Raw genomic sequence first — 12,298 nt, 5'->3', positions numbered from 1 at the left:
CTTGAAAAGTATCTTCAAAAAATTAGGTTCTGTCGCTCTTTATTCTTTGGTTGTTTATGGGGGCTTAAACGCTATCAATACGGCATTATTACCGAGTGAATACAAAGAATTGGTGGCTTTAGGCTTTAAAAAAATCAAAACACTCTATCAAAGACATGACGACAAAGAAATTACAAAAGAGGAAAAAGAATTCGCCACTAACGCTTTGAGAGAAAAATTACGGAATGATAGGGCGAGAGTAGAGCAAATTCAAAAGAATATTGAAGCGTTTGAAAAAAAGAACAACTCTTCTGTTCAAAAAAAAGCGGCTAAGCACAGAGGATTGCAAGAATTAAACGAAATTAACGCTAACCCTTTGAATGACAACCCTAATAGCAATTCTTCCACTGAAACCAAATCTAATAAAGATGATAACTTTGATGAGATGATCAATAAGGTGAATGAAGCTTTTGTAAAACCTACTGCTCCGCTTGTGCCTAATGAGTGGAGAACGCCTGAAATTGAAATCGTTATCAATAAGTGTATTATTTCAAGCAACGATTATGATGGGTTAAGAAAGTGTTTGATCAAAGGAATCAAGGATCAAAAAATTCTTGCCCCCTTATTAGAAAAAATTCAAGAAATAGAGACAGAAAATAACAAGTTTTCTAGACAACACCTGAGTGGTTTAAAACTCGCTCTTAATAACAGCAACAATAGAACCTTTCTTATAGCTTCGTGCGCTATTTGTGAGAAGAGAAAAAAAGAAATGGAGCAAGAAAATAGCTACCAAGATACTACAAATGCAAGCGAGTTTGGAGCTACTGATACAAAAGAAAATGAAGCAAAAGATGCAACATTCTCAAACAATCGCTCTAAATCTGAACTGCCCAATAGCGTCATTAATCAAATAGAACAAAGCATCGCTCATGGAAAAAAATAGCGATCCAAATTATTAGCCCAAAAAACAACTAGAGAAACAAATCCCAAAAATGAGAAATCATAGCTTGTCATCTCAGAAAATCATTTGACAATGATCTTACTTGATTGCCTTTCTTGTAGGTATTGTCGCTTGCTTTGTTCTAGGGATCTTTCTAATGCGTCCAACTCCTCTAAATAATTTAAAAAAACCTTGTTTTGAGTTAACATAAGCTTTCTGATTCCTTTGATGAAATTTTTATTCTTTAGGCTTTCTACAAGCGTCTGTGAAGCAATGATTAAAGAAGCTGTACCTCCAATGTTGCTCTGATACGCCTTTAGAGAAGTTTCTAAACGCTCTCTTATATTTTGTTTTTCTTGCTCGATTTTCAGCTTCCCCTCACAATAAAGAACTAAAATTTTATCGGATATTCCGCATTGCTGTTCAGCAGTCTTTTGGTCTAAGGGATTGATTTTCATATAGGTTAATAAAAGTTCAGGGCTAGACATATAAGTCTTAAAAATCACATCTTCTGAGATGAAAAATAACTCATTCGCTTCAAAATTGGCTTTCAATAACGCTAAATCTCCTCTCAAAGCCATGGCCGCTTTTTTGATGTTTAGAGCATCTTCTTCACCCATTTTATCATTAGCGCTAGGGCTAGTGGTTGAAAAAATTTCATCTAAGTTTTTGAGCGCTTGTTGGTTGGTCTCTTGGTAGGTGCTATCCAGTTGCTTTAAGCCGCTTGTTATATCTTCTGCCATCAAAACAGACAATAGCAAAAAAGAAGATATGGTATTTTTCACGAGTGTTTTCATTTGACAATAACTTTAGAGCCGGCAATGTTTCTTGCTGTCGTTTCTCTCTCTAATTTCAGTTGTTCTTCCCAAAGGTCGGCTTTTTTTTCAAGATTCTCTATATAGTTTAAATGATTTTCTGCGTTTAAGATAGCAGCTTCTATGAGCGCGTTCAAATCTACTGATCCTTTTAAGGTTTTGATTTCTCCATTGATCCCATTCAAATAAGCGATATTTTGAAAATCTGCATCACTCAGTTTATTTTGAATAAGGGCTACAATCATTCTGTAATTCTGAATAACCTGTTCCATAAGGCATGCTGAAATTTTTAGCCCATCAAGATAGGGGCATTTTGTGGGTGCTAGAGTGAATGTTTCAATGATTCCAAATGGTGTGCCCATGCTTGAAAAAAAACTAAGAGCAGGCACATAGATGGCGCTTTGAAACAAAGCCTGACCTGTTAGGGAATTGTAGTCAATAAGGGTCGCTTTTTTCATAGCCTCTTTCAACCATGTTTCAAAACCTTCTAAGGTTTCTTCAAACGCCTTGATGCCGATCGTATTGTAAGCGATGTATTTAGCGTTATCAGAAGAACTTCCTAAAGCTTGAGAAAGCATTTCCATTTGTGTTTTTAGAGTAACGCTCGGTTCAAAGCTGTTTTTTAACGCTTCTAAGAGAGCGTTTTGCTGGTTCATTTTGAGCTTGATTATTTCGTTATTTTTTTGGAGCGCGATTTGCATGTTTTGGATTTCTGTTTGGGTGTTAATTTTTTGTTTTTCCACGATCATTTTGACATTCCCCCCCAATGCGCTAAGCGCGCTTGAATACCCTTCCATGACGCCAAGCAAGATGTCTGAACCTGCAAAAAACCCCCCTGTCATGCCACTGACACCATTAATAACGCCATTAGCCCCTTTTAACATAGCGCTCATGGTTGCAAGCTGGGTTCTCAATTCTCCCTCTATTTGCGCTTGAATGGCTTTTTCTTTGGCACTAGACTGAGCTTCTATGGCTTTTAATTCGGCTTGAGCGGTTTTTTGTTTGGCTTGTGCGTCCGCCTGAATGGCTTTTAAGGCAGGTTCAAGCGTCATTACTACCTCTGCACCATTCAAGGACAAGCCACAAAAAGTCAAGAAAGAAAATATGCTTAAAAAACATTTCACATCTCTTTCCTCACTTCACGATTATTTTAGTTTGCACCCTTTCTGTTAAGTAGCTATCTTTTTGCCCCTTAAGCTTGTCTTTGATGTAATCAAGGTAAGTCAAATGCGATTTCAAAAAAGATTTATTCGCTACTATATTGTAATTATATAGCGAGCTTATGTTAGAAATCGCTTGAGTGTCATAGGTGCTAGTAGCTAATCCTGATTGACCGAGTATCATTTGAGAAGCGTTCTGCAACAAATTGGTATTGTTTTTCACAAATTCTATATAGTATTCTCTCAAAATTTCTGCTACTTTTTCAGCATAGCAATAAACAGCAAGAACCTTGTCCCCAATAGGGCATGCAGGGGTGGTCATAGGATTAACGCCTGAAGTTAGGGCATTAGTGGCTAACGCTTGGTATTTGGCATAAACAGTGGGCATAGAAACGCTCATGGGCGTCATAGAAATTTGCATGCAACTAAAAAACACTTTTGATGAGCCAACAAGTGCACCTAAAGCGGTACAGCTATCAAGGGAATCGGCTGTGTCATTCATTGAGCTGTTGCTTGCTTGAGAACGCAGTTGCTCTTGTAGAGCTAGGGCGTATTTTGGTGCCGCGCTTGTAATATTGCCTAATATACCGCTCATCATTTCAACCGTTGTTGGCACGCTAGGAACAGCGATTTGATTCGTCGCATAAGCTTCAATAGCACTAGGATTTTTAGGGGTAGTGTTACTCGCTAAAATGCTCGCAATCTGACTATTGACAGCACCAATTTGCGCGCCTTGCGTGTTGCCTTGCGCGTTAAATTCCCCTGTTAATTTGCTGATATTTAAGATATTGTTCCCCACAGCCATGCTTTGATCGTTAAAACCTTGATACAATTGGTTGTATTGTTGGTTAGCGGCTTTCATAGGCACGCTTACAGCTTCAGCGATGCTTTGATTGTATTGGGTCATGATAGCGGTCATTTGCGGATTAGTAAATCCCACAACAATAGGAATAATCGCTGCTGACATAGCGCCCGCTACTATTCCTGCAAATGGCCCTGCGACACCACTTGTGCTTGAGATGATTGAGGAAATTTCCGATAAGAAGCCTGCAGAAGATGATTCATATATAGCTTGTGTGCCTGCCATGTTAATACCCCCTAGTTAATACCCTAAGATCGGTGGTAAAAACGATGAATCTGAGTATGTTGGCGCATAACCATACATGAAAGGATTGTTTGGACCGTAATCGCCCATCATTTGGCTCATGAGAAGATTTTGAATGCCCCACATCGCATTGATACCTAGATTATCATTAGGTTGAAAACTCCCTAAACTTATGTTGTCAAACTTGATATTAACATTCTTATCATTATAGTCATTGAGTACGGCCACTTTTTGCTCTAGGGTTTCTTTAGGGATCTCTATTTTTAGTTGATCTCTAGAAACAAGCCCCACGCTATTTAGCGCCATATCTTCAGGACTAATATCTTTTATATCCGTGTTTTGGTCAGCGTTAAGCGGAGCGTTAAACATGCCAATGATAAGACACCAAGCAAATAGTGATTTAATTTTATAAAAATTCGTTTTCATACTTTTGACTCCTTTATTCTTATTTTTAGCATTATTCTAGCGCATTAACACCACTCAATCGCTGTTTTTGTTTTGATTTTCTTGATCGAGCATTTTGTTTGTTACTTCATCAATGTTTTGAAAATATTTTTCAAAAAGCTCTTTCTTTTTAGCTTCAACGCTCATATCAGTTTGAATCCAATTAGGAATAATAGAGTCCATGATCAAATGCGTGAAGTCATAGGCATGATTGGTTGGGTATATTTTGTTCTGAACATAGTATTCTAAAAAATTTGCTTGAACAAAAAAATTCTCTATATCGTTCTGCATATCCTCGCTTATGTTGTTATTGATAGGTTTTTCTAGTAATCTGAGAATCCTATACGACTGCCTGATAGTTTCTAGCATGAAGTAAGCATAAACATAAACTAATGAAACAAAAGAATTATTGGCTTTAAACGAGCTTGCATCATTTTTCCCACTTTGAAGAGGAATTAATCTTGATAATGTTTTTTGGGGATCTTGCCCTTCGTTTATTTCTTTAAAAAAGCGGAAGTCTAAATCCTGATTACTGAGAAATGACTTGACAAAGTGAAGATTAGCGTTAAGACTATCTATGAGACCTGAATAAAGGTGTTCTGTTTTGATATCATCTATATTCAAAACATTCTCATAAAACACATTGACATGGTCTTCTAAGAAATTAGAAAAATCATAAAGAGCGGTAAGGTTTTGTTCAGTGATTTCACCTTCCATTTCTTCTTCTATGAAGTCCAACTCTTCTCTCAGTTCAAAAAGGTAATTAGAAAAACTATCCAAAATCGTCAAGACATCATTTTCTAAAATTTTCAATAATTTTTGTTCGCGCAAACTTTGTTTCATTTTAATACTCCTTTATTTGTTGATACATTTGCCTCAAGGCCTGATATTTATCTATGATACTATGGTTTTGGATAATCTTGTCAATTTCTTTGACAAATACAGTATCTGTGGATAAAATTTTCAAATATTCTTTAGGAATGCCTCTCAAATTAAAACTAGCGATAACGCTAGGGCTTCCATCCTGTTTGTAGAGAATTTTCCTATCTAGCCCCTTAGTGATGATTTCAAATTCTTTTTCTGTAACATTAGCTAATCTTTGGTAATCAGAAAGATTACCCCCATCGTTTCTCAAAAAAATCTTTGTAGGGCATTGTTCTCTAATCGTATCAGCAATAGGGCAAGCCAAAAGATCAGTGATGCTTTGAGTCGCAAGTCTGACAATAGCGTTTCTTTTCCTTGCAGTTTTTAGCATGTCTCTCACAAAATAAGCGACCTTTGGATCGCTTAAATATTTCCACGCTTCATCAATATCTAAGACAAATCTACGCCCATCCATTGCCTCTTGGATACGAGCGAAAAGGTAAAAACAAATAAAGGGTGAAACATCATTATTGTCTAAGAAACTTGACCCATCAACGCCAATAATCGTTTTTGAAAAATCTAAGCGATCTGTTGCTTTATTATCAAAAAGCCATTGAAATTCACCATTGGTTGATTTGCAAAAAGGCGCTAATCGTGCGACAAGCCCATTAGGATCATTGTGGTCTTTTCCAAAAGCATTGATAAGTTGAGTGATGGGATAATCTAGGTTCATATCTCCTGTGATAAGGTTGGTTACTGCCGCTGCAAGCGTGTTAGAATCTGCTAGGCTAAAAGAGATGCTGTTGCCATTTTCATCTTTTTCATCGCTTTTGGTCGCTAGGTTTTTCACAAGCTCTTTGACAACAGAAATAGCTGTTTGTTTTTGTTCCATTGTTGCATCTGTTTTTTGCACGCAAGCCGCCCAAGCAAAAGGATTTAATCCTGTATCTGTCCCTAGCTCAATCTTGATATACTCCCCACCCATTGCGACAATATTCCCATAAGCGCCATAATCTTTATCCATATAGACCATAGTGAGCTTTTGCTTGTCTTTGCTGACATTAGCAGGAAAATTATAGGCAAATTGCCCCATAGCGTTTAGAGTCATTGACATAAACACTGTCTTACCTGAACCTGTTGAGCCAAGTATTAAAGTGTGTCCTGCTGAAGCTGAACCAAAATCAGTAGGCATGTGGAAGTTCAGATAAAAAGGCGAATTGATCTCGCTTTTTAGCGTCATCACACTATTGCCCCAAGCGTTATTCTCTTGATTGCCATCAAAACTCATAGCCCTCATAGCGATAAAATCAGCGAAATTATTAGAAGTTACATCAAAAATAAAAGGAAGCGTAATAAAAGAGCAATGTTTGGCAAAAAAGTAATTTTCCATAGAGAAAGTCGCTGCGTTGGCTAAAAAACCTTTAGCGTTAAGACTAGAGACACATTCCTTAACGCTTTGTTTCATTTTTTCAAAGCTATCAGCAAACAGCACTAAAGAATTACCATAACTGCCTAGCGTAATATCACCATTACCCACTAATTCGCTCAAGCAACCCAAAGTCATGCCCTGCTCTTTAGAGCCTCCACTAATAATAATCCTTCTAGAGGTGAAAGCCAGTTTGTCCTTTAAAACTTGTGAGTTTTTAGGCGAATAAGCATGCATAAAGATAAATTCGCTGTCTAGAGCGTTGATTTTATCAAACAAATCGCTCTGTGATTTAGGGGCGTATTCACTGATCTCAATAGCGCTAAAATATTTTTCACTCAAATCATCATTTAAGATTTTTCCATGCTTATTAGCAAAATAAACTTCTTTCACCCCACCATGCATTTTTTCTTTGAGATACAAGTCTTTTCGGTTGCAAATAAAAGGGGCTTCATTCATTCCCACAAGAAAATTATAAAACTCGCATTGTTTGGAATAAATAATGCCATCTTTGGTGTATTCTTTCAATCTAGTGGGGTGGTATTTGCTCAATAGCTCTTCTATGAGCTCTATCCTATCCTTGAAGTTTTCAAGCTTGGCTCTAATAATCCTTTGAAACTCTTCAAAATTATTGTCTGCAAAATGCTTTTTATTCATAACGGGTTCATTGAGAGTGTCTAATAAATCTTGCTCTATGGTCAGAAAAAAACTAATATCATAAAAACTTTCTCTCTTTTGCTTCTCATTATAGGCTCGCATGAAATCATTAGAAAAAATAAGACTATAGTCCCTATTGGTTTCATCAATAACGATTTTCTTTTTAACAGTGTGAAAATAGAATTTGAATTCAGGGGTAACAAAATTCCTAAAAACGCTATAAATAGAAGCGTGTAACTCTATGAGATCTTTTTTAGAGGTGGTTAAAAAATCAATACCCCCCAATTTGATTGTGCCTAAAAGAGAATAGTTATTAGTAAGGATCACCCCATCATCTAAAAAACATTCATAGTTATTCGCTAGATAGGAGTTTGCAGCGCTCACAAGTCTGTCTTCTCTGTTTGGATTTAAGTGGATGTCATTAGCCATTTCTTTACTAGGCTTCATGGAAAAAATGCTCATGAACGCTTTGTTTTTCACGCCCTTAAACAAAAAAGGTTTTTTAAATTTCATCGCTCGCTCCATTCTTTGATAAAGCCTATAATCTTTCTTGAATCCAAGAGCTACAAGCACAATAACAATCGCTACAATCAAAACAGGTTCATAGGCTTGAAAAAGAATAACAGATAATACAATTGTTACAAACAATATAAATATAGAAGAATAAATAAAAGTTTCAGGGAAACCAAACAACCTATTCCCCCCATCAAACAAGACTTTAAAAAAAGGATTGACACCCTTTTGCATGTCTGCTTTAAGCTCTTCTATTTTTTGAAACTGCCGCTTTTGAACCTCTTGCTCTATAACTAGCTTTTTTTGTTCATCAGCCTGCTTGCTTGCCACAAACACCCCTCTCTTTATAGATATACCGCTTCACATGTAATCGTATAAAAGATTTTTTTGAGAGACTCTACGGTGCTAATATGTTTCAAAAGATCATTAGGGTCATAAGAATTGAATACAGCCAATAAAACATTGTATAGCTTATCATCGCATAGAATTTCTCTTGTTTCTCCGCGCAATGACAGAAAGCAACGTTGTTTGTTGGTCGTGCTGATGCTTTTAAAAGTAAAAAAGTCTTTCACTTCAGGATTGATCTGTAATTCTACATTCAATCCCATTTCTTTACCCTTTTCATCAAAGATTTTTTCAATAACTGGATCGTAATGCTTCAAATCCTTTATTTTTTTAAGGACTCTATTGACAATCACGAAGTCAAAAACTTCATCTTTGATAATATCGGGATTGACTTCTTTGAAAGTTACTTTCTTGTCTTTCAAATTTTTGATAGTCGCCTTGAAACTATCAAAATCTAAATTCGTATAAACACGCCCATTGGGAGTGTTTTTTTCTTTTTCTAGCGCTTCTTTTTTGGCTTCTTTGTCATCATTGGCTGACCCATACGAACTGAAAACAACGAGACTTAAGAGAACTTTCAAAAAAAAGCCTCTTAGTTTTTTATTACTATTATTGTTGATCAATTTAGCTAGCTCCTCCACTCTCGCCAATATTGAAGCCAAACTTAGTGCTCAAATAGATAATACCGCCTGCCACCGCTAACATAGCTATGGGTTGCGCGTAAGCAAAAACAGTTGCCTGACCTCTTTTGATGTCATCAGAGATTTTCCAAATATCCGCTATGCCTTTGACCCCTAGAGCGCAACCACCTACGATCGCTAGAACAGAAATGATCTGAATAACCAAAGTTTTAGTCTCAGTAACGCCTGTTGCAGGAGAGTTGATCGCCATTAAAGGATTGGTTGTTATCACTAGCCCTAAAGTTACTACAACTTTCTTGTAGCTGTCAGTGATTCTTGTAAGAAATTTCATGCGTTTCCTTTCAGATTGGAATAAATGGTGTTATTATACCATAAAAAAAATATTTTTACACTTTCACGCAAGCACTACTAGATTAACTGGTCTAGCGTGTATCCTTTTTGATTCAAATCAAAACCGACGCTTTTGTTTGGCAACTGGCATAATTTAGGAACAATAAACCTACTTGTCCCAACCATTTTTCTTTCTCAAGTCGTTGTAGAATTGTAGATCTTTAGGATCTTTGATGTATTTTTTAATCGTCTCAGGTTGAAACCTAAAAACAAGCAGAAACAAACCCAAGCTGATCAGAGTGAGGATAAAGCTCCATTTTAAGCAACTCCATAGACCACTAAAGAAACTTTTTTTGAAGCTGTCTTTGAAAATCTGTCCTATTGATTTGTTTTCCATTTTGTTTCCCATGTGGATCTGTGGATCACAAACGCTTAATTACAAATACATGCTTACATGCTATAGTAAGCATGACACACAAACCAAACTATTTTTAGAACGCTTCATGCACCCACCTTGCTCCCAGCCATTTCTCCAACCATCTTTAGCGTTGCATTTGATTTCTTCAAAAAGGCTTATTTCTTATTTCTTATTTCTTATTTCTTATTTCTTATTTCTTATTTCTTATTCTTGTTAAAATTTTTCTATTTTAGCAAATTTTTGTTAATTGTGGGTAAAAATGTGAATCGTCCCTAGCCTTTAGACGCTTGCAACGATCGGACTTTTTCAATATTAATGAAAAAATGCCAAATATTATATATGTTACTAACCCAAGGCAAGATCAATCCTTACAAAACAAACCCTTTTAATGCAAGCCTTATAGTATAGTAAAAGCCCTTTAATAAGGCTAACAAAGAGCGGTATTCCCATTATAGAAGCATGAACCATCTACACAAAAAAGGTTCAAGCGTTCAACCAAACATTTCGCTGATTTCATATTTTTTAGCGGCTTTATCTCTAAGCCATAGAGCCACTTCTAAAGCCCCTTTAGCAAAAATAGATCGGTTAGTCGCCGTATGGCTAAGCTCTATGTATTCGCCCTCTAAATAAAACCCTATCGTGTGCTTCCCGGCGACATCGCCCCCCCTTAAAGCGGCTATGCCAATGCTTTCTTTAGAGCGCAAACCTTCTCTGTGAGTGATTAGGGCGTTTTTTTCATCATACCCCCTAGCCTTAGCGCAAGTTTCATACAAACTCAACGCTGTGCCGCTCGGAGCGTCTTTTTTGAGATTGTGGTGCGTTTCTATAATTTCAATATCCGCATCTTTTAATTTCAAAGAAGCTAAAAAGGCTAATTGGTTAAGCATCATAATCCCTATAGACATGTTGTGCGCGTGCAAAAGCGGCGCTTTTAAGGCTAATTTTTGCATTTTTTCTAGCGTTTCTTTTTCTAAACCGGTTGTGCCAGAAACTAAAATTTTAGGGCATTCTAAAAGAGCCTCTAGCAAATGATCCACGCCTTTAGGTAAAGAAAAATCAATCACGCATTCGCATGCCCTCACAAACGCTTTTAAATCATTGGTTACTAAAGGGGCGTGTGAAAAAGAGCTAAAATCCGTTTCGCATTTTTGCCTGACAAACACGCTAGACAGCTCTAATCCCTTATACCCCCCCTTTAATTCTTCTAAGAGCAGTTTCCCTATACGACCGCTCGCTCCATAAACACCGATTTTCATGCGCTTTCCTTGCTTTTAAACCTTACAGCCCCATTTTAAAAGGGTTTAAAATATTATTAGGATCAAGGGCTTTTTTAATGTTCCTAAAAAGCTCCATTTCACTATGATTAAACGCTAAAGGCATGAATTTGGCTTTAGACAAGCCTATGCCATGCTCCCCGCTTAAAGTCCCCTCCAAACTAATAGCGGCCTGAAAAATCTCTTCCATAGCCTTATGCCCTTTTTCTAAATCTCTTTTAGGATCTTCTAGCATGATATTCACATGCACATTACCATCGCCCGTATGCCCAAAGCAAGGGATTTTAAAGCCGTATTTATGGCTGATTTTGGCGACTTCTTGCAACAAACTCGGCAAACTCGCCCTAGGAACGGTCACGTCTTCATTCAACTTCTTTTTACCATAAACGCTAATACTTTGAGAAGCGTTACGCCTTGAAAACCACAAATCCTGCTCTTCTTGTTCGTTTTGAGCGATCTTAAAATCCACGCACCCATTGACTTTGAAATGCTTTTCTATCTCATTGAGTTGCCATGCAATCTGCTCTTTTACCACGCCATCCACTTGAGTGATGAGTATCGCTCCAGCGTCTTTGGGTAAGCCTTTAGAAAATCGTTCTTCCACAGCCCTTATACTCAAATTATCCAAAAATTCCATCGCCACAGGCGTAACCCCACTGCTCATTGTCTTATAAACAGCGTTCATGGCGTCTTCAATATGGTTAAAAACCCCCATTGCGCTTTGTTTTAGGGGCGGTTTGGCTAAAAGCTTTAAAGTGATTTCAGAAATCACGCCCAAACATCCCTCACTAGCGATCATCAGCCCTGCGATATTAAAGCCGGCGACATCTTTAATCGTTTTTTTGCCCGCCCTTATGATTTCGCCATTCGCTAAAACCACCCTTAAAGCCATGACATAATCTTTAGTGATGCCGTATTTAGCCGCGCGCATGCCACCGGCATTTTCAGCGACATTCCCCCCCAAAGTGCTTTGATTTTCGCTCGCTGGATCTGGAGGGTAGAATAAATCCAACTTTTCCACTTCGTTTTGGAAATGCTTGTTAATCACGCCCGGTTCTACTCTAGCGATTAAATTTTTAGTGTCAATCTCTAAAATCTTATCCAAATGCTTTTCTACGCTTAAAACTAGCCCCCCGCTCACGCTCAACGCCCCCCCTGTAAAACCGCTCCCAGCCCCCCTAGGCACAACGATGATGCGATGCTCGTTGCAATATTTTAAGATCTGGCTGATTTCTTGCTCATTTTTAGGGAAAATCACACCGCTAGGCAAATGCCTTTCTTTGGTAGCGTCATAGCAATAAGCGTTCAAATGCGCTAAATCGGTGAAAAAATCCTCTCCCCCTACCAGGTTTTTAAAGTATTGGATGTGTTGCTTCTCTAACATGGG

General features: G+C 37.5%; 13 protein-coding genes. 2 read left to right on the top strand and 11 right to left on the bottom strand.

What is annotated here, in order from left to right; all coding sequences use genetic code 11:
- The first annotated feature begins 1 nt into the window (after window position 1).
- Window positions 2-922, top strand: a complete 921-nt coding sequence (gene cagN, locus J5F42_RS02790) for a cag pathogenicity island type IV secretion system protein CagN (protein ID WP_097639152.1) — start codon at window positions 2-4, stop codon at window positions 920-922.
- 80 nt (window positions 923-1,002) lie between these two features.
- Here cagN and cagL read toward each other — a convergent pair whose 3' ends face one another.
- Genes cagL through J5F42_RS02775 form a run of 3 tightly spaced genes read right to left on the bottom strand, consistent with a single transcriptional unit; the run spans window position 1,003 to window position 3,813 of the window.
- Entirely contained in the window at window positions 1,003-1,716 is a 714-nt protein-coding gene (gene cagL / locus J5F42_RS02785) for a cag pathogenicity island VirB5 family T4SS-associated adhesin CagL (RefSeq protein WP_097639153.1), read from the bottom strand.
- On the bottom strand, window positions 1,713-2,858 hold the full coding sequence (gene cagI, locus J5F42_RS02780) for a cag pathogenicity island type IV secretion system translocation protein CagI (RefSeq protein WP_097699141.1): 1,146 nt from the start codon (window positions 2,856-2,858) through the stop codon (window positions 1,713-1,715). The genes cagL and cagI overlap by 4 nt, the downstream gene beginning before the upstream one ends.
- Window positions 2,859-2,868: 10 nt before the next feature.
- Window positions 2,869-3,813 (bottom strand): hypothetical protein, encoded by a 945-nt coding sequence (locus tag J5F42_RS02775; RefSeq protein ID WP_001920864.1) that lies wholly within the window; start codon window positions 3,811-3,813, stop codon window positions 2,869-2,871.
- Here J5F42_RS02775 and J5F42_RS02770 point away from each other — a divergent pair.
- The gene (locus tag J5F42_RS02770; RefSeq protein ID WP_000562352.1) at window positions 3,800-4,000 is read left to right on the top strand and encodes a hypothetical protein; all 201 of its coding nucleotides are present in this window, start codon (window positions 3,800-3,802) and stop codon (window positions 3,998-4,000) included. The genes J5F42_RS02775 and J5F42_RS02770 overlap by 14 nt on opposite strands.
- Here J5F42_RS02770 and cagG read toward each other — a convergent pair.
- The 8 genes from cagG to glcD form a co-directional block, all read right to left on the bottom strand.
- The gene (cagG, locus tag J5F42_RS02765) at window positions 3,997-4,425 is read right to left on the bottom strand and encodes a cag pathogenicity island type IV secretion system translocation protein CagG (protein ID WP_078249171.1); all 429 of its coding nucleotides are present in this window, start codon (window positions 4,423-4,425) and stop codon (window positions 3,997-3,999) included. The two genes, J5F42_RS02770 and cagG, sit on opposite strands and share 4 nt — an antisense overlap.
- A gap of 54 nt (window positions 4,426-4,479) precedes the next feature.
- Window positions 4,480-5,286, bottom strand: coding sequence for a type IV secretion system chaperone CagF (gene cagF, locus J5F42_RS02760; RefSeq protein ID WP_097699139.1), 807 nt, complete (start codon window positions 5,284-5,286; stop codon window positions 4,480-4,482).
- A gap of 1 nt (window position 5,287) precedes the next feature.
- Window positions 5,288-8,239, bottom strand: a complete 2,952-nt coding sequence (gene cagE, locus J5F42_RS02755; protein WP_283491522.1) for a cag pathogenicity island type IV secretion system ATPase CagE — start codon at window positions 8,237-8,239, stop codon at window positions 5,288-5,290.
- Between the two features lie 8 nt (window positions 8,240-8,247).
- Window positions 8,248-8,871 (bottom strand): cag pathogenicity island type IV secretion system protein CagD, encoded by a 624-nt coding sequence (cagD, locus tag J5F42_RS02750; protein WP_283491521.1) that lies wholly within the window; start codon window positions 8,869-8,871, stop codon window positions 8,248-8,250.
- Between the two features lies 1 nt (window position 8,872).
- Entirely contained in the window at window positions 8,873-9,220 is a 348-nt protein-coding gene (gene cagC / locus J5F42_RS02745; RefSeq protein ID WP_283491520.1) for a cag pathogenicity island type IV secretion system protein CagC, read from the bottom strand.
- Window positions 9,221-9,388: 168 nt separating this feature from the next.
- Window positions 9,389-9,616 (bottom strand): cag pathogenicity island protein B, encoded by a 228-nt coding sequence (gene cagB, locus J5F42_RS02740; RefSeq protein ID WP_000428886.1) that lies wholly within the window; start codon window positions 9,614-9,616, stop codon window positions 9,389-9,391.
- Window positions 9,617-10,128: 512 nt separating this feature from the next.
- Window positions 10,129-10,893, bottom strand: a complete 765-nt coding sequence (dapB, locus tag J5F42_RS02735) for a 4-hydroxy-tetrahydrodipicolinate reductase (RefSeq protein ID WP_283491519.1) — start codon at window positions 10,891-10,893, stop codon at window positions 10,129-10,131.
- 22 nt (window positions 10,894-10,915) lie between these two features.
- A complete protein-coding gene (gene glcD / locus J5F42_RS02730; RefSeq protein ID WP_283491518.1) occupies window positions 10,916-12,295 on the bottom strand; it encodes a glycolate oxidase subunit GlcD in 1,380 nt (459 codons plus the stop codon).
- Window positions 12,296-12,298 lie beyond the last annotated feature (3 nt).

The sequence above is a fragment of the Helicobacter pylori genome (genome assembly GCF_030062585.1).
GTDB classification, from domain to species: Bacteria; Campylobacterota; Campylobacteria; order Campylobacterales; family Helicobacteraceae; genus Helicobacter; species Helicobacter pylori_CN.
Note: the sequence above shows the minus strand (reverse complement) of the source record. Positions and strands in the feature narration are given on the sequence as shown.